This window comes from Pseudovibrio ascidiaceicola (assembly GCF_900114245.1).
Classification (GTDB): domain Bacteria; phylum Pseudomonadota; class Alphaproteobacteria; order Rhizobiales; family Stappiaceae; genus Pseudovibrio; species Pseudovibrio ascidiaceicola.
Window position 1 is genome coordinate 22,809 of record NZ_FOSK01000018.1, and the last position, 17,503, is coordinate 40,311.

Sequence of the window (17,503 nt, forward strand, 5' to 3'; positions counted from 1 at the left end):
GCCCGCTCTCCCAGTCTTTCGAAGCGATCCACGGAACGCATCAAGCCATTGATGTGAGTGGAGGAATCCTGTGAATGTCTTAAGAACACTGCGGCCCAGTAATGTCATCCTCATTGCTGCAATGCCCTTCATCATCTATCTGTTTGTCTCAACCAACAACTACAAGCGCTCAATCTTCGCAATTGTCGGCATCGGAGAGAACGCCAGCACGCTGTTCGCAAGCTTCCTCTGCGCACTAGCCGTCTTCTGCGCAGGCTTCTGGCTGGCCTACTCTCTGCTGAAAAATTCAGAGAAAAGCAAAGCCAGCCAACTCGGCCAGCATGCAGCCCTCATAGTCTACTTTACGCTCCTGGCACTGATCGCTACCAATGCCGTAGACCTTTCCATCTTCGTAGACTCCATCGTCGCCAACAGTGTTGATCCTTACTCATCCGACCTCATTCAAAAAGCCGTCAGACCACGCCAACTCACACCAGAAGCTCAAAACTTAGTGCTTGGCATTTTCTCCAAAACCGCCTTCATTTACCTGATTGCTTCACTTGGCATCCTACTGTTTCATTACCTCAGCAAATCAAAGCAAGCTTTTGTTTCCATAAGCAGATACACGCTGGCCCTGCTACTCCTGACCAACTTGCTCGGTGCTTTTTACATTCTCTTTGTCGCCCACGCTGGGTTCGCTGCCGGTTTGATGGTCACCCTGCGCGCAGCATTCTTCGCCTACTTTGCTTCAATGGTCTTAGGTCTCATCTGGGCAGGTCTGCAAAGTCTGGAGAAGAAGAAGCATACCAACCTCTTCTACGCCGTTGCCGCTCTCATCTTCTTCGGTCTCTGTACTTTTTTCGCCATGCAACTGCAGCACTCCTACAGCTTGATCGGAACCTTGGAAGGCCGCGTCGCCATCATCAAAGGCACCCCGCAGTCAATCACCGACCAGATCCGCTTTGGCGAATATGACGGTGCTGGCCACACCAGCATTGACATCCGCAGTGTGAAGGACCCAAGCCATGCACTGCTCACCGTTGAAAAGAACAAACGTGTATCAGCAGCATTCATTCCAACTGAAGCCGTTCCAAGAAATGCAAATCTCCTCTGGCAGACATCCTTCTTGCCGGATGAGAGCAAGTATCCGGCGATCACATTTGGTGTACTTGGCTTCTTCACGACATTATTGGTGATCTGCTCTGTTTTCCGCAACGAACATCCACTCGCCATTGCGGCAGAGTTCTTCATAGACACCGTCCGCGGCATCCCAATGTTGGTGATCATCCTTTACGTGGGTCTGCCTCTCAGCGGAGCCCTCAAAAGCGCATCGGATGGCATGATCAATCTGTCCAACATGACCCGCGGCATCGTTGCCATTTCCATCGGCTACTCCGCCTATATGGCCGAGATTTTCCGCGCAGGCATTCTAGCTGTCCCCAAAGGGCAAATCGAAGCTGCAAGAAGTCTGGGCTTAAGCCGCTGGAAAGTCGCTCGCTTTGTCGTGCTCCCGCAAGCCTTATCCATTGTGATCCCGCCACTTGGTAATGAGTTCATCGCCATGCTGAAGGATACCTCTTTGTTGTCGATCCTCTCTGTTCGCGACGTTACACAGCGTATGAGAGAGTTTCAGGCGAGTAGCTTCCTGCCATTTGCCCCATTCAACTCCGCTGCAATTCTTTATGTCGTCCTCACTCTGGGCGCTGCCAGCATAATCAAATCAATTGAGAGACGTTATGAGCGCAAATCACACTAGTAAACTGCAGCATCTCCAACAGCTGGCAAACTCTATCAAGTTCCCAAGAAACATGGTTCTAGGAGCCGCCACCGCATCCTACCAAATTGAAGGTGCTGTCAACGAAGGCGGTCGCAGTCCAAGTGTATGGGATCATTTCACCCGCATCCCCGGTAACATCGCAGACGGCACCAACGGCGACATAGCCTGTGATCACTATCATCGGTTGGAAGAAGACGTCGCTTTGATGAAAGAGCTGGGTCTCACGGCCTACCGTTTTTCCATCTGCTGGTCGCGCATCCTCCCCAATGGCCGTGGCCCAATCAATGAAGAGGGAGTGGCCTTCTATGAGCGTCTGACTGACTTGCTGTTCAAAGCAGGAATCACACCATACGCAACGCTCTATCACTGGGATTTACCTCTTACCCTACAAGAAGAAGGCAACGGCTGGCTGCGTAGAGGACTGGTCGACGACTATATCAATTACGTCGATATCACCACGCAGCGATTAGGTAGCAAAATCAAACACTGGACCACCTTCAACGAGCTCTTCACCTTCACTTGGTGGGGCTATGGATTAAAAGAGGACGCTCCAGGCTTCGGCGGCGGTGCAAAAGCAGCTCTCGCGGCAAGTCACCACGCCCTCCTCGCCCATGGTAGAGCCGTTCCAATCATCCGAAGGAACGTACCTGACGCCCAAATCGGCATTGTTCTGGATTTGAACCCAGTCACCCCAGCCAGCGATACCATTGCAGATCTTGAAGCAGCTCGACGTTTTGAAGGCTGTCAGAACCGCTGGTATTTGGATGCCATCTTTAACGGTCAATATCCAGCTGACATGCTTGAGACCTACAAGACTGTTCTTCCTTACATTGAGGAGACAGACCTTCACGAAATTGCGCAGCCTCTGGATTACCTCGGCATCAACATCTACCGCAGATCAATTATCAAGGATGGAACCGAGTTCGCACCAGTCAACTTCGAGCGCCATCTACCAGAAGGCAAATACACCCAAATGGGCTGGGAAGTTCATCCTGAGTGCCTCTATGACATTCTGCAGTATGTAAACACCAACTATGCTCCCAAACAGCTCTTCATAACCGAAAACGGAGCAGCCTTCTCCGACACTTTGGAAACAGATGGAAGCATTCAGGATTGCGACCGCAGCACCTACGTTCTGTCCCATCTGAAGCAGGCAGCCAGAGCGATTGAAGATGGAATACCGTTAAAAGGGTATTTCTGTTGGACACTCATGGACAACTTCGAATGGGCAGAAGGGTATCTACCGCGCTTCGGCCTGATCCACGTTGATTTTGAAACCCAAGAACGCACCATCAAGCAGAGCGGCAGGCTTTACTCCATGGTCGCCGATCAACTGCAGAGTGAGATGCGAGAAGCCTCAGAATAATCTGTCCTTCAACTCAAACCAGGTGTAACTGAGAGCAAGAAGGTGACGGCGCATAGTCCTAAAAGGGAACTCTGTCGGCGCCACCTTCATAAAGTTCGGATATGGCAGTTTTGTCGCCTCCCCCAGGATCTCAGCGGCCACCAGTTGTCCGGCATAAGTCGCCATAGCAACGCCATTACCGTGATAGCCAAAGGCAGCGTAAATCCCTTGCGTATTGGGGACTTGGCCTGCAAATGGCACAAACTTATGGGTCAGACAGGCAAGACCAGACCAGAAGTCTGGCGTTTCCACTTTTGCCCATTCAGGGAACATCCGTTCAAAGTCACGCCGCGCAACTGCCCGCATACGCTCTCGTGCATGTGACGTAGCACTCACACTTCCCCGCATACCAAATAACATCCGATTGTCTGGGAGCAAGCGGAAGTAGTGCAGCAAGGTCCGGGTGTCATAAGCCATCTGATTGGAGAACCAACCTTGACGCTTCAGCTCTTCATCAGAAAGAACACGCGACATCAGTATGTTAGATTGTACTGGAAGATATTTTCCAGCCATCCACTCCGGCATATTTTCGGAGGAATAGCCATTGGTCGCCAGAAGCACTTTTTGCGCACGCAACTGGCCTGCTCTTGCCTTTAGAACATACTGCCCATCAGCAGCAGAAGTAATACCAAGCACTGTGGTCTGTTCATAAAACCGACCGCCTTGCGCCTTCACAACCTCCGCAAGACCACGCGCATATTTGTAAGGGTGCAGCGCAAACCCGATCGGAATTGTCAGCCCAGATGCAAGCCCTGAAGCCGTCATCCCAAGCTCTGCAAGTTCATCTTTGTCATGAAAGCTGCAGCTGATCCCATAGCGCTTTTGTATGTCCGCAGCCGTATCTTTCAGCTGATCAACACGCCGAGCTTTGTGTGCAAGAACCGTTTCGCCTTTGGAAACAACATCGGCATCAATCGAATTCTGTTCCAACAGCTCAGCAACCAGATCAATGGCGGCACGCTCTGCATAAAAATACCGCCGTGCATCCGCTTCCCCATAGCGATCAATCAAGTCAGCATCATCCGCAATCGTCCCGCCCAGACAGCAGAAGCCACCATTGCGACCAGAAGCACCCCACCCGATATGTTGAGCATCCAGAACCACAACATCGACACCCTGCTGAGCAAGCTTCAACGCAGCAGACAGCCCTGTGTATCCACCTCCAACAACAGCCACTTCACAGGACTGTTCATCCGAAAGCACCTCACCAAGAGCTTGCTTAGAGAACGAGCGGTGCCAGAAATTCTCAGCAACCGGTTGATCTCCATATGCATCCTCTTGAAATATATGGTGTAAACTCAACCGAGCCTGAGCCTCCTCAAATCCTATTTGATGCCTTGAGCAGTTGCATCAGCAGCCGTCAGGTCCAATGCACGATGCGCCTTCTCAATCAACTCATCAACTTCACTGCGCGAGATCACAAGTGGCGGTGAGATGATCATGCTGTCACCAACATGGCGCATCACCAAACCACTCTCAAAGCAATGATCTCGGCAGATCGTTCCAACAGTGCCTTTTTCAGCTTCAAAACGAGCACGGCGTGCCTTATCAGGCGAAAGTTCCAAAGCACCAACCAGCCCGCAGATACGCGCCTCACCAACCAACGGATGCTCGCCAAGAGTCTTCCATTTCTCAGCTAGATACGGCCCTGTATCATTCGCCACTTTTTCCGGCAGTCGCTCATTCTCAATAATATCAAGGTTCGCAAGTGCTGCTGCACAAGCTGCCGGATGTGCCGAGTAAGTGAAACCATGATAAAATTCGCCGCCATGCTCAATAAAGCCCTTGGCAACCTTCTCACTCACCACAACCGCACCAATCGGCAGATAACCTGAGGAAAGCCCCTTGGCAATCGGCATCAGATCCGGTTTGAAGTTGAAAGTCTGTGACCCAAACCAGTTACCCGTACGCCCAAACCCGCAAATCACTTCATCTGCAATCAGCAGGATGTTGCGTTCACGGCAGATACGCTGGATCTCGGGCCAATATGTTTCCGGCGGAATGACGACACCACCCGCACCCTGAATAGGCTCCCCGATAAAGGCCGCTACATTGTCTTCTCCAAGCCGGTCAATCTCAGCTTCAAGCTCACGTGCACGCATCAGTCCAAACGCGGCAGGGTCCATATCTCCGCCTTCACCATACCAATAAGGTTGGTTGATATGGGTGATGTCAGGAATAGGTAGACCGCCCTGCGCATGCATAGCACTCATACCGCCCAGGCTCGCACCGGCCATAGTGGAGCCGTGATAAGCATTGTGACGTGAGATGATCGTCTTCTTGGTCGGCTTGCCTTCACTAGCCCAGTAATGGCGCACCATCCGCACCACGGTGTCATTGGCTTCAGAGCCCGAGCCTGCAAAGAACACATGGTCCAGATGATCTGGTGCCAGACTGGAGATCCTTTCAGCAAGAGCAATCGCAGGCGGATGAGAACTCTGAAAAAACGTATTGTAATAGGGTAGTTGTTGCATCTGCCGGTGAACCGCATCGATAATCTCTTGACGGCCATACCCCACGTTCACGCACCAAAGCCCGGCCATACCATCCAGAATCTTGTTGCCCTCAGAATCCCAAAGATAAACACCATCAGCCCGCGTGATAACGCGCGTCCCTTTAGCATTCAGGGACTTGGTATCTGTAAATGGATGCAGATGATGAGCGGCATCTTTTTCTTGCAAAACATGAGTGGGCGGAAGATTAGCGATATAGTCCATGGGGTCAGTCCTTCCGAAAAGAGGCACGCCCTGCAAACCGGGCAATAGAAGTAAACTCCCTATTATTTTGTGATCACAAATGTAGGAGAGTCAATCTTTACTTCAATGACAACACTGCCTGCCTTTGCTTTCAGTCTACCCTATCTGTGCCTTCAACTTTGTGAACTCAACAGACGAAACAGCAGATCATCGTGCTTTTCCCACAAGACTGAGGGACTCTCTGATAAAACCCATTCCCTGTGCGATATCCGCTTCCAAGGCGTCATTCAGAGCGTTTTGATCACGCGATTTTAGTGCTTCCAAAGCCTGTTTATGCTGGTCCTCCAGATTCGCAGTACCAGACCGCCCATAGACAAGACGCATAAATGGACCAAACTGAACCCATAGATTTTTGACAAGTTTGATAAGAATTTCGGAATGGCTTTTTGAGTAAAGGTAAAAATGAAACTCATAGTTTCCGCGCATGTACCCTTCCACATCGCCAGTTTCCAGAGCAACATCAATCTGATCATCAATGTCCTGGAGAACCAGAATATCTTCCTCTTCCAAATTATCCAGAGCTTTGGATGCCAGTTCAACTTCCAGAAGTCGCCGCGCAGACCAAATTTCATCGATTATATCAATACAGACATCCGGAATAGAAACTCGTCTATTGCCGTGTAATTCCAATGCATTTTCTGCAATGAGACGTCGCACAGCCTCACGAACAGGCATAGCACTCACACCCAGTTCGTCAGCTAACCCGCGCAGGGTCACAGCCTTGCCCGGGAGAAAGCCACCAAACAGGATCCGTTCTCTCAATTGCCGGTAAACTTGCTCATGAACAGGGATCCCGACATCAGGGAGAACAGCGCTTTTAAAAGTCATCTTACTCATGAAGGAACTATAGAAGCACCCGAACCAGCTGCAAAGATAATTTGATCACAAACTATTGCTTAGCTGAGAATTCTGTGGTCATCTTTCAAAACAGGCACACAATTAAGAACAACGGAGACAGCCAGATCCAGACAAGCCAGCACCAATGCTGTGCAAGAATTTGAGGGGGGAAGATGAAATGAGTTCAAACTTCAAGTCCAGACTGACGGGCACAATGGCAACCGCAATGATGGTTGCATTTGCAGCCAGCGCAGCGCACGCAGAAGGTACTGTCAACGTTTACAACTGGTCTGATTACATCGACGAAAGCGTTCTGAAAGATTTCGAAGACGAGACCGGCATCAAAGTCAATTACGACGTTTTCGATTCAAATGAGGTCCTGGAAACCAAACTGCTCGCAGGCACCACCGGTTACGACATCGTCGTTCCAACAGGCAGCTTCCTCTCCCGGCAAATTCAAGCTGGCGTCTTCCAGAAGCTGGACAAAGAAGCTCTCCCGAACCTGAAAAACATGTGGTCGCTCGTCTCCGACAGGACTTCTATCTATGACCCGGGCAATGCTTATTCCATAAACTACCTATGGGGTACCACCGGCATCGGGTACAATGTAGAGGCCGCCGCAAAACGCTTGGATGGCAAACCGGTCGACAGTTGGGAAATCATCTTCAATCCCGAAATCCTCTCCAAGTTTCAGGACTGTGGCATCCACATGCTGGACGCTCCAACAGAGCTCATCCCCGCCGCACTCAACCACCTCGGACTAGACCCTGACAGCCACAACAAGGCTGATATTGAGAAAGCTGCAGCACTCCTCCAAACCATCCGCCCATACGTTCAGAAGTTTCACAGCTCCGAATACATCAACGCACTCGCGAACGGTGACATCTGCTTAGCCATCGGCTGGTCTGGCGACGTCTTTCAGGCGCGAGACAGAGCAGCAGAGGCCGACAACGGTGTCACCATCAACTACATCATTCCAAAGGAAGGTGCGTTGATGTGGTTTGACCAGATGGCAATCCCGACAGATGCAGCCAACTCCAAGGAAGCGCATATGTTCCTGGATTACATCATGCGCCCGGAGGTCATCGCAAAAGCCTCTAACTACGTGGTCTATGCCAACGGCAACAAAGCCTCCCACGAGCACCTGGATCAAGAAGTGCTGGAAGATCCCGCCGTGTACCCTGACGAGGCAACCATGGAAAAACTATACGTCACAACGCCTTATGCGCCAAAAATTCAGCGGATTGTGACCCGTGCCTGGACCGCTGTGAAGTCAGGCCAATAATCATCGGCAGCAGCGGGCAACTCAAATTGTCCGCGCGCCTCCCATGTTTCCTTGGAAGCAGGACAACAACAGAGGGTAGAGCGGGCCACGATGGAAACTCTGGTAAGCACTCAGCCAGTCTGCAAATTCGCACCTTGGGAAGATCCAGCTCAGGAGCCTTTGGTACGCTTTGAAAGCGTCACAAAGAAATTTGGCGATTTCACTGCCATTGAGGACCTAACCCTCAACATCTATGAGCGCGAATTCTTCGCCCTTCTCGGCCCGTCCGGTTGCGGTAAGACGACTATGATGCGCATGCTGGCAGGCTTTGAGTATCCCACAGCTGGCAACATCATGCTCGGCCAGAGCAACTTACAAAAAGCTCCGCCGCACAAGCGGCCCGTCAACATGATGTTCCAGTCCTACGCCCTCTTTCCGCATATGACAGTGGAACAGAACATCGGCTTCGGCCTCAAACAAGAAAAGACACCCAAGACCGAGATCCGGCGACGTGTTGAAGAAATGCTGTCACTGGTCCAGCTGGAACCTTTCGCCAAGCGCAAGCCACACCAACTCTCCGGCGGCCAAAAACAACGCGTGGCCCTTGCCCGTTCCCTCGCCAAGAAGCCCAAGCTCCTGCTGCTTGACGAGCCGCTTGGTGCGCTGGACAGGAAGCTGCGCGAGCAAACCCAGTTTGAGCTGATGAACATTCAGGAGCAGCTCGGCCTCACCTTCGTCATCGTCACTCACGATCAGGAAGAAGCCATGACAGTGGCGAGCCGCATCGCCGTGATGGACCACGGCAAAATCGTTCAGGTCGCAACTCCAGCTGAAATCTACGAGTATCCTAACTCCCGCTATTCTGCTGATTTCCTCGGCGACGTTAACATCATTGAAGGCCAGATTGACGTTACCACTGGCGAAACGGTGAGCTTAGCATGGGCTGAAGGTGAAACTCCTTTGGCGATCTCAACCAAACTTCGCCCTCAAACCGGAACGACCGCCTGGCTCGCAGTTCGCCCTGAAAAACTCCGCATCTCTAAAGAAAAGCCAGAGAACGTCGATAACTGCATTCAAGGTGAAGTCTGGGACATCGGTTACACTGGCAACATCTCAACGTATCATGTCAAAGCCTCAAATGGCGCCATTTTGAAAGCACAGGTCTCCAACAGGGAGCATCTCGCCGACCGCTCAATCACGTGGGAAGACAATGTTTACGTCTACTGGGAGAAAGGCGCTGGCGTCTTTCTGGAAGCGTGAGGTAATCAATGGCAGTTGCAGACATTACCTCCCCTTCAGAAGAAATACAGGAAACATCCGGCCTAAGTTCTGGCTGGGGGCGCAGATTGCTCATAGCGATCCCATACATCTGGCTGCTGATCTTCTTCCTCGCACCTTTTGTAATCGTGCTGAAGATCTCCTTGTCAGACGTCATACTGGCCCGCCCGCCATATTTTCCAAACTTCGACATCTCAGAGGGTTGGCAAGGTCTGCTCGCCATGCTTCAGGCGTTTGATCTGGAAAACTATGTCTGGCTAACGGAAGATACACTCTACCTCAACTCATATCTGAGCAGCCTCAGGATCGCCTCCATCTCAACTCTGCTCACTCTGGTAATTGGCTACCCCATTGCCTATGCTATGGCCAAAGCCCCGAAAGAGTGGCGAGCAACCCTCCTGATGCTGGTAATCCTGCCCTTCTGGACCAGCTTTCTCATCCGCGTTTATGCATGGATTGGCATCCTAAAAAAAGAAGGCTTCCTCAACTACTTCCTGCTCTGGACAGGCGTCATTGATGAACCCTTGATGATCCTCAACACCGACACTGCCATCTACATCGGCATCGTCTATTCCTACCTGCCTTTCATGGTCCTGCCACTCTACGCAGTTCTGGAAAAACTCGATATTTCGCTGTTGGAAGCAGCAACGGATCTGGGATGTTCGCCCCTGAAAGCATTTTGGGTCATTACCCTACCACTGTCACTACCGGGTGTTTGGGCAGGCTGCTTCCTTGTCTTTATCCCTGCTGTCGGTGAGTTTGTCATTCCAGACATTCTGGGCGGGTCCAGTACCATTATGATCGGCAAAACGCTCTGGGTGGAGTTCTTCTCTAACAGAGACTGGCCAGTCGCATCTGCAGTCGCAATTCTGCTGCTGCTCATGCTGATCCTACCCATCATCTTGTTCCAGAAACAGCAGGAGAAGCAAGCGGAGGCCAGTCAATGACCCGCTTCAACTGGTTCAACACAACAACGCTCACACTCGGCTTTGCATTCCTCTACCTGCCGATCATCCTGCTGATGATCTACTCCTTTAATGAATCTAGGTTGGTCACCGTTTGGGCTGGTTTCTCCACCAAGTGGTATCAATCAGTCTTCTTCAATGAGAGTTTCATCAATGCCGCATGGGTGACACTCCGGGTCGGCTTCATCTCTGCATCTGTCGCGACAGTGCTCGGCACCATGGCCGCACTTGTGCTCAATCGCGCCGGCCCATTCCATGGCAAAACGCTTTTCACTGGCATGATCTACGCGCCAATGGTCATGCCTGAGGTCATCACGGGGCTATCACTACTCTTGCTATTCGTCTCACTGGATTTCACCCGAGGCTTCTGGACAGTCACACTGGCGCATATCACGTTCTCTATGTGCTACGCCGCCGTTGTCGTCTCTGCCCGCTTGGTGACCTTTGAGCGCAGTTTGGAAGAAGCTGCGCTTGATCTTGGATGCACTCGTTTTTCCGCCTTCATGCAGGTAACGCTGCCCATCATCTTTCCCGCAATTTTGGCAGCATGGCTGCTGGCCTTCACACTCTCGCTGGATGATCTGGTCATTGCTTCCTTTGCTTCTGGCCCCGGCGCCACCACCCTGCCCATGAAGATCTATTCTCAGGTCCGCGTTGGCGTTTCACCTGAAATCAATGCCCTGTCATCCATTCTCATCGCTGTTGTTGCCGTTGGCGTGGTCACCGCTTCGCTGGTCACAAAACAGGCACAGGTCAAGCGCATGAAAGAAGAACGACTGGCGATAAGCTCAATCTGATCGAGGAAGTACACGTGTCTGATACAAAACACCCATCCTCGCTGGATGAATACTCGCAAGGTGATCTGGCCTACACTCGCTCCACCCCTTACGGGACCATAGCTGAATCCAGCTATGCTGGAGCACTCAGCTTTATGCGCCGCAAATTCACCAAGGACCTTAAAGGGATAGATGTCGCCGTCTGTGGCATCCCCTTTGACACCTCAGTCAGCAACAGGCCGGGTTGCCGCTTCGGCCCAAGAGCCATCAGACAAGCCTCCTCCATTCTGGCTTGGGACCACGCATGGGGTTGGTCATTTGACCCGTTCGACCGTTTGGCAGTCGCAGATTATGGTGACTTCATCTTCGATCCCGGTTACCCCATGAGCGTCCCAGACGAGCTGGAGCAGCAGGCCTCTGCCATTCTGGACGCGGGTACAGCAACACTCATGCTCGGTGGAGATCATTTCTGCACTTACCCTATGCTCAAAGCGCACGCCCAAAAACACGGGCCACTCTCCCTCATCCAGTTTGATGCACACAGCGACACATGGACAGACAACTCCAACCGTATTGACCATGGCACCATGTTCTATAGAGCGGTAAAAGATAGTCTCATCAACCCACAGACATCGATACAAGTTGGTATCAGAACCAACAACGAGAACACACAGGGCCTCACCACAATTACGGCGGACTGGGTCCGTAATAACGGGGCAGAGGCAACGATTGAACGCATTCACAACGTGGTTGGAAAAAGTGCCAGCTACATCAGCTTCGACATCGATTGCCTCGACCCTGCTTTTGCACCGGGAACAGGAACACCTGTAGTTGGCGGCCTGAATACCGGAGAGACACGTGAGATCCTGCGTGGTCTCGCTGGCATAAACCTGAAAGGCATGGACCTTGTAGAGGTCGCACCTGCCTACGACCACGCAGAAATTACAGCGCTGGCCGGAGCCACTTTAGCTTTGGATTTACTTTGCATCTATGCCAGCCAGTTCAATCAGAACACCAGATAAAACAACACATCAGATCACGACCAGAAGAGTTCGCATGCCCACCCTGACAGCAGTACAGCCGCAATTGGAACAGTTTCGACTTGAAGCCGACGCCTTCCTGAAACAACATCCCGACCTCGAAAAGATCGAGGTCCTCTATGCTGGCTTTTGTGGCCCGCTCCGAGGCAAATGGCTTCCGGCAGAAATGCTGCACAAACTGGCGGAAGGCGGTGTCCGGTTGCCGCTGTCTACGGTCGCACTGGACGTCTGGGGCATTGATGTCCCAGCAACCGGCCTTGCTATTGAACGCGGGGACCCTGATGGCATCTGCATCCCAGCTCCAGGAACACTGAAGCCTGTGCCGTGGGCTAAGGTGCCAACAGCACAAATCCTTGTCACCCTCTTCGAAATTGAAGATCAGAAACCAAACCCGCTGGACCCAAGGTATGTTCTTGAAACCGTTGAAAAGAAGTTTCAAAGTAAAGGCCTGACACCTGTTGTCGCCACAGAGCTGGAATTCTATTTTATCGACATTGAGTCCGGCCCAACCGGCTTGCCACTCCCTCCCTACATCCCCGGTACCAATCAACGCCTCGAGGCCTCACAGATCTATGATCTGGACATCATGGCTCAGTTCGAACCGATCCTCATGGAGATCAACCAAGCCTGCAAAATTCAGGATATCCCTGCGGACACCACCATCTCCGAGTTCGGTCACGGCCAATTTGAGATCAATCTGCTGCACGTGCCCAGCGCCGTCGAAGCAGCCGATCATTGCTTGTTGTTCAAACGCGTAGTCCGCCATATTGCCCGCAAACACGGCATGGATGTCACGTTCATGTCAAAACCCTACGCAGAAGAAACCGGCAGCGGCTTCCACGTTCACACCAGCTTGCTCGATGCAGAAGGTACCAATGTTTTCAGCGGCACCGCCGAAGAAGCAAACCCAACCTTGAGCAATGCTATAGGTGGCCTGTTGGACACCATGCTGGACATGCAAGTTCTGTTTGCCCCACATGCCAATTCCTACCGCCGCCTGCAGCCGGGCTCTTATGCCCCAATCACTTGTTGTTGGGGTTATGATCATCGCGCTGCAGCGATTCGCGTACCAGCCACACATGGCAAAGGCGCAAGGCTGGAGCATCGCGTCTCTGGCGCTGATGCCAACCCGTATCTGGTCGTCTCCGCTATCCTTGAAGGCATTCATCAAGGATTGGAAAACCAGAGCAACCCTGGCATTCCGATCACACCGGAAGCGGACCTCACCCAGTATGATCATTTGACAGGAAACTGGGAGGTCGCAATTCAGAGATGGTCGCAAAGCGAAACAGCAAAGCAGATGAGTACAGCAGAGTTTCATCACCTGTACGGCATCAGCCGGAAAGCTGAGTACGACGTGTTTGCAACCACCATAACCGGTTTTGAATGTCAGACCTACGCCAAGAAGGTCTGACATTGCATGAAGACTAAGAAGTCTCCTTGATGTTGCGCTCCATCAGCAACTGATAGGCTTTGGGTGACAACCGGTTGAGCCACCACGCCAGACTGGCAACACGGCCAACCGGTTTCATCTCCGTCTTACGCACATACGCCTTGTAGATGATGTCCGCCGCCCGCTCCGCACTCATATAATCGACGCCATCTGTTGACGATCCCGGACGGGCCAAACCATTCTCTTGCGTCTCCGATCGCCCAACGTTGGTTGCAACAAACGAAGGCGCGGCAATCAACGTATGAACACCATAAGATTTCTCTTCAGACCGCAACGAGCCAAAAAAGCCTTCCAACGCATGCTTGCTTGCCGCATAAGCCGTCCGTTTGATCAAAGGAGAGAACCCAGCAACAGACGAGATTGCCAGATGACATCCCTTAGATGCCCTCACTGCTTTCAAAAACGCCCGCGCCGTATGCACTGCTCCAAAGTAATTGACATCCAGCACCTTTCGATGCGCCTCAAGGCCCATATCAGCAAACAATCCAATATGCGTAATGCCTGCATTGTAGACCACCAGATCAATACTGGTGTGCTCGGCAAGAACCTGCTGAGCGACCTGCTCAACTGCACCCCCATCGGTCAAATCGCAGGCATAGATGCTCTGTTGCTCATTCTGTGGCAACTCATCCACTCCCGGACCGGGCAAATCCAGCAAAACCGTATGCCAGCCTTCACGCTGCAGCCGGGTTGCAAGTGCCTGCCCTAAACCACCAGCACCGCCTGTAATAACCGCTGTTTTCATCAAAGCCCCACAGATACCCGCCAGTGCTCAAACACTTCTGCACTCGTCTTCTCGGGAGTATAGCCAAACACAGATTTCAACTTCTCATTGGCCAAAACCGGACGGTACTGCAAAAACCGAACCTGCTCCGGCCCATAGCGGGAGAGACGCAGAGGCTTCGCCACACCTAAAACGAGTTTCAACAACCAGGACGGCAACTTAAGGACAGGCTTATTGAGCACCTGTCCAAGCTGCTGCATCGACAACGCTCCATCTCCCGCGACGTTGTATATTCCCTCGGGAGCCTCTGTCGCAGCCAATAACAGAATGCGCGCAAGATCCTCCGTCCAGATAAACACAAACGCACTGTCTGATCCTGCCACACCAAGTAGCTCCTGTTTATGAAACAATGCGGTGATCTGGTTGTTCATACCCGCACCAAGAACCGTCCCAACCCGCAGCACAACCTGTTCCAGTTGCGGTGCCTCCGCACGCGCCTGAGCCAAAGCGGCTTCAACCAGACGCTTATGATAAGAGTAGGCGAACTCATTATTGCCGCGAATGCGATCATCTTCACGCAACGGTACAGGGTTGTCCGCATGATACCCATAGGCTGCTCCGGAAGAGGTCACCACAAGGCGCTTCACCCCGGTCTTAATCGCAGCATCAATCACGGACTGAGTACCAACCACATCAACCAGATATTCGATATCTCGCGTGGATTCAGCAGATGGTGTGACGATGGAAGCCAGATGCACGATCACATCGGGCTGCTCCTCTTCAATCAGTGCCGATACCCTGTCTGTAGTCACATCAAGCGTTCTAAAACGAGCGTTAGCTGGGAGATCACTCGGTTCACGAATATCAGTCGCAACAACCTCTAGCTCCGAGCCCGCCAATTGCCGAAGAAATGCATGTCCGACACCACCTGCAGCCCCTGTGATAAGCAGCTTGGTCATGACGTTACCTCCGCTGGAATCTTGACTGCCTTGCGCGCCATAAAGTTGGCAAGCACCAGCCCGCTGATCGCATGCCAGATCCCCCAGGTAGCCGCCACAACAGACATTCCGCCAAGTCCACCAAAGAAACCGAAAATCAGAACCAGTCCGAGACCGGAGTTCTGAATGCCTGTTTCAATCGTAATCGCCCGCCGGTCATAAGCAGACACACCAGCAACTGTCGCCAAAGTATACCCAGCTGCCAATGCCAACCCATTATGAATTATCACGAGAGATGCCACAGCACCCACATAGGCGAGAAAAAACGACCAGTTGGCGAACAGCGCGATAAAGATGAAGCCAATGAAAATGCCCATGGACGCCATACGCAGCGGTTGTCTGATTTTGGCTGCCAGCCGTGGTCTGAGGCGATTGAGCAAGATCCCGAGAAACAATGGCAACACCAACATAAAGCAAACAGTAATTGCCACTGACAGTTTATCGATATGCGTCTCTTGCAAAATCGCGCGTGTCGGTCCGTAAAGACTGCCCCAAAATGCGATATTAAAAGGCGTCGCCACAATAGCCCCCACTGTGGCAAAGGCCGTCATGGAAACCGATAATGCCGCATTTCCACCCGCACGATGAGTGATGAAATTCGAGATATTCCCACCCGGACACGCCGCCACCAGAATAAGCCCCAGAGCAATTGAAGGACGGGGCTGAACGATCAGAACAAGCAGAAACGTAAGGCTTGGCAAGACCAGAAACTGAGAGCACAGCCCAATCACCACAGGCTTCGGCGACAGCGTCAGTCGTTTAAAATCCGCAGGGCACAGGTCCAGCGCGATAGAGAACATCACAACAGCCAGAATACCATTGAGCAGGGTCAGCGAACCGGAACTGAAATTGAGTACAACAAGGTCAATGTCACTCATGCCATTTCCCTCTTCAACGCTTGCGTGCGCTTGTTCAGTGCGGAGCGATAACTCTGCTTGTCCACGTAGTAGGCCATCCGCGCCAGCTTGAGGTAGTTCATCCCCCCTGTCTCACGCTCAAATCCCTCAGCTTTTTCAGCTTTGATTGCCTCAGCTGCAGTACTTCCGTCCTTAAGACCTCTCAGATAACGCGCAACCAGTTCTGCTTGATCATGACGCCCCTGCCAACCAAGACCGGTTGCCTCAATCATACCCATCACAAACAGATCGTTCCGCTTTGGATGCATACAGTTCAAAAACAAATGTGGAGCATCGCCCTGCCAGTTCAAAAGTTCTTTGTCGATAAAGGGGTAATGCAGTTTATAGCCAGTCGCCGTAACAATGAGATCATATTCAGCCTCTTCTCCATCACGAAATCGAACCGTATTCCCATCCAGTTCCTTGATGTCAGCACGAATACCAATATCCCCGTGGCCTGCATGATAAAGGATAAGCGAGTTCACCACGGGATGGCTCTCATAAAGCTCATAATCTGGCTTGGGGAACCCATAGGCCTGCGGATCACCAACAAACCATTTGAGCAATGTTTGATCTACTCGCCGCTTCAACCATAGCGGCAACTTCACCGCCCCGCCCATCGTGTCTGCCGGTTTCCCAAAAACATATTTGGGAACAAAGTAATAGCCACGACGCATGGAAATATCGCACTGCACCCCATGATGGATCGCATCCACCGCTATGTCACAACCTGAATTACCCGCCCCAACAATCAGCACCCGCTTGCCAGCAAACTGCTGCGCACTCTTGTAGTGGCACGAATGAATGAGGTCGCCAGAAAACTCCCCCGTAAACTCTGGCATATTGGGTTCAGAAAGCGTACCATTGGCGATCAGCACCCCGGCAAATTCAGCTGAATGATCTCCGTCCTGATCTCTCCAGTTAACCGTCCACCCCTCACCATCGCCTCCCAGCGGCACGATGCAAGTCACTTCTGCTCCAAAGCGATAGCGCCGCTTCAAATCAAACTTTTCAGCAAACTCCTGAAAATACGTCTTCAGCTCGCGGTGACCGGGATACTCTGCAATATGATCATCCATCGGAAAATCTGCAAACTCAGTCATCTTCTTGGATGAAATCAGATGCGCAGACTCGTACATGGTCGACTTCGGTCCATCAATATCCCAAAGTCCTCCCACACCCTCATGCAACTCAAAACCCTGAAATTCTATTCCCTGTTCAATAAGTGTCTTGGCCGTGGCAAGCCCCATCGGCCCTGCCCCAATTAAGGCATAGCTCCCCTTTGAAATATTCACTATTCGTCCCCCCTCAGAACTACAATTAGATTGAACAGTCGTACAAAATAAGGCAAGCTC

Annotated in this window: 15 protein-coding genes; 8 read left to right on the plus strand and 7 right to left on the minus strand. The window is 51.9% G+C overall.

The window, feature by feature from the left end; translation table 11 throughout:
• The first annotated feature begins 70 nt into the window (after positions 1-70).
• Together BM231_RS24415 and BM231_RS24420 are read left to right on the plus strand one after the other, a co-directional pair.
• Complete coding sequence (locus BM231_RS24415; RefSeq protein WP_093523717.1) at positions 71-1,735, plus strand: amino acid ABC transporter permease; 1,665 nt, start codon at positions 71-73, stop codon at positions 1,733-1,735.
• On the plus strand, positions 1,716-3,122 hold the full coding sequence (locus BM231_RS24420; protein WP_093523719.1) for a GH1 family beta-glucosidase: 1,407 nt from the start codon (positions 1,716-1,718) through the stop codon (positions 3,120-3,122). Before BM231_RS24415 ends, BM231_RS24420 begins: the two co-directional genes overlap by 20 nt.
• On the opposite strand, the gene BM231_RS24425 is transcribed toward BM231_RS24420, so the two are convergent.
• The 3 genes from BM231_RS24425 to BM231_RS24435 form a co-directional block, all read right to left on the minus strand.
• A complete protein-coding gene (locus BM231_RS24425; protein ID WP_093523721.1) occupies positions 3,114-4,463 on the minus strand; it encodes an NAD(P)/FAD-dependent oxidoreductase in 1,350 nt (449 codons plus the stop codon). The genes BM231_RS24420 and BM231_RS24425 overlap by 9 nt on opposite strands.
• A 23-nt stretch (positions 4,464-4,486) precedes the next feature.
• Entirely contained in the window at positions 4,487-5,878 is a 1,392-nt protein-coding gene (locus BM231_RS24430) for an aspartate aminotransferase family protein (RefSeq protein ID WP_093523723.1), read from the minus strand.
• 186 nt (positions 5,879-6,064) lie between these two features.
• Positions 6,065-6,745, minus strand: a complete 681-nt coding sequence (locus BM231_RS24435) for a GntR family transcriptional regulator (RefSeq protein ID WP_093523725.1) — start codon at positions 6,743-6,745, stop codon at positions 6,065-6,067.
• Positions 6,746-6,932: 187 nt separating this feature from the next.
• On the opposite strand from BM231_RS24435, the gene BM231_RS24440 reads away from it, so the two are divergent.
• The 6 genes from BM231_RS24440 to BM231_RS24465 all read left to right on the plus strand — a co-directional run bounded on the left by BM231_RS24440 (position 6,933) and on the right by BM231_RS24465 (position 13,491).
• On the plus strand, positions 6,933-8,039 hold the full coding sequence (locus BM231_RS24440; protein WP_093523727.1) for a polyamine ABC transporter substrate-binding protein: 1,107 nt from the start codon (positions 6,933-6,935) through the stop codon (positions 8,037-8,039).
• A gap of 90 nt (positions 8,040-8,129) precedes the next feature.
• On the plus strand, positions 8,130-9,278 hold the full coding sequence (locus BM231_RS24445) for an ABC transporter ATP-binding protein (RefSeq protein ID WP_093523729.1): 1,149 nt from the start codon (positions 8,130-8,132) through the stop codon (positions 9,276-9,278).
• 8 nt (positions 9,279-9,286) lie between these two features.
• Entirely contained in the window at positions 9,287-10,243 is a 957-nt protein-coding gene (locus tag BM231_RS24450; protein WP_208860623.1) for an ABC transporter permease subunit, read from the plus strand.
• Complete coding sequence (locus tag BM231_RS24455) at positions 10,240-11,058, plus strand: ABC transporter permease (protein WP_063305225.1); 819 nt, start codon at positions 10,240-10,242, stop codon at positions 11,056-11,058. The genes BM231_RS24450 and BM231_RS24455 overlap by 4 nt, the downstream gene beginning before the upstream one ends.
• A gap of 14 nt (positions 11,059-11,072) precedes the next feature.
• Positions 11,073-12,059, plus strand: a complete 987-nt coding sequence (gene speB, locus BM231_RS24460) for an agmatinase (RefSeq protein ID WP_093523731.1) — start codon at positions 11,073-11,075, stop codon at positions 12,057-12,059.
• 34 nt (positions 12,060-12,093) lie between these two features.
• Positions 12,094-13,491: a glutamine synthetase family protein gene (locus BM231_RS24465; protein ID WP_093523734.1), complete on the plus strand. Its 1,398-nt coding sequence runs from the start codon at positions 12,094-12,096 to the stop codon at positions 13,489-13,491.
• Positions 13,492-13,504: 13 nt separating this feature from the next.
• Here the strand turns inward: BM231_RS24465 and BM231_RS24470 are convergent, their stop codons facing one another.
• From BM231_RS24470 to BM231_RS24485, 4 genes are read right to left on the minus strand one after another with little or no spacing between them, the layout of a single operon-like run.
• The gene (locus tag BM231_RS24470) at positions 13,505-14,275 is read right to left on the minus strand and encodes an SDR family NAD(P)-dependent oxidoreductase (protein ID WP_093523736.1); all 771 of its coding nucleotides are present in this window, start codon (positions 14,273-14,275) and stop codon (positions 13,505-13,507) included.
• A complete protein-coding gene (locus BM231_RS24475; protein ID WP_093523738.1) occupies positions 14,275-15,213 on the minus strand; it encodes an SDR family oxidoreductase in 939 nt (312 codons plus the stop codon). Before BM231_RS24475 ends, BM231_RS24470 begins: the two co-directional genes overlap by 1 nt.
• A complete protein-coding gene (locus BM231_RS24480) occupies positions 15,210-16,130 on the minus strand; it encodes a bile acid:sodium symporter family protein (RefSeq protein ID WP_093523740.1) in 921 nt (306 codons plus the stop codon). Before BM231_RS24480 ends, BM231_RS24475 begins: the two co-directional genes overlap by 4 nt.
• Complete coding sequence (locus tag BM231_RS24485) at positions 16,127-17,443, minus strand: flavin-containing monooxygenase (RefSeq protein ID WP_093523742.1); 1,317 nt, start codon at positions 17,441-17,443, stop codon at positions 16,127-16,129. Before BM231_RS24485 ends, BM231_RS24480 begins: the two co-directional genes overlap by 4 nt.
• Positions 17,444-17,503 lie beyond the last annotated feature (60 nt).

Excerpts from the sequence above, each read along its gene's own strand:
- BM231_RS24420 (WP_093523719.1), top strand. The coding sequence starts at position 1,716 with ATGAGCGCAAATCACACTAGTAAACTGCAGCATCTCCAACAGCTGGCA.
- BM231_RS24430 (WP_093523723.1), bottom strand. The coding sequence starts at position 5,878 with ATGGACTATATCGCTAATCTTCCGCCCACTCATGTTTTGCAAGAAAAA.
- BM231_RS24435 (WP_093523725.1), bottom strand. The coding sequence starts at position 6,745 with ATGACTTTTAAAAGCGCTGTTCTCCCTGATGTCGGGATCCCTGTTCAT.
- BM231_RS24440 (WP_093523727.1), top strand. The coding sequence starts at position 6,933 with ATGAGTTCAAACTTCAAGTCCAGACTGACGGGCACAATGGCAACCGCA.
- BM231_RS24445 (WP_093523729.1), top strand. The coding sequence starts at position 8,130 with ATGGAAACTCTGGTAAGCACTCAGCCAGTCTGCAAATTCGCACCTTGG.
- BM231_RS24450 (WP_208860623.1), top strand. The coding sequence starts at position 9,287 with ATGGCAGTTGCAGACATTACCTCCCCTTCAGAAGAAATACAGGAAACA.
- BM231_RS24455 (WP_063305225.1), top strand. The coding sequence starts at position 10,240 with ATGACCCGCTTCAACTGGTTCAACACAACAACGCTCACACTCGGCTTT.
- BM231_RS24465 (WP_093523734.1), top strand. The coding sequence starts at position 12,094 with ATGCCCACCCTGACAGCAGTACAGCCGCAATTGGAACAGTTTCGACTT.
- BM231_RS24470 (WP_093523736.1), bottom strand. The coding sequence starts at position 14,275 with ATGAAAACAGCGGTTATTACAGGCGGTGCTGGTGGTTTAGGGCAGGCA.
- BM231_RS24475 (WP_093523738.1), bottom strand. The coding sequence starts at position 15,213 with ATGACCAAGCTGCTTATCACAGGGGCTGCAGGTGGTGTCGGACATGCA.
- BM231_RS24480 (WP_093523740.1), bottom strand. The coding sequence starts at position 16,130 with ATGAGTGACATTGACCTTGTTGTACTCAATTTCAGTTCCGGTTCGCTG.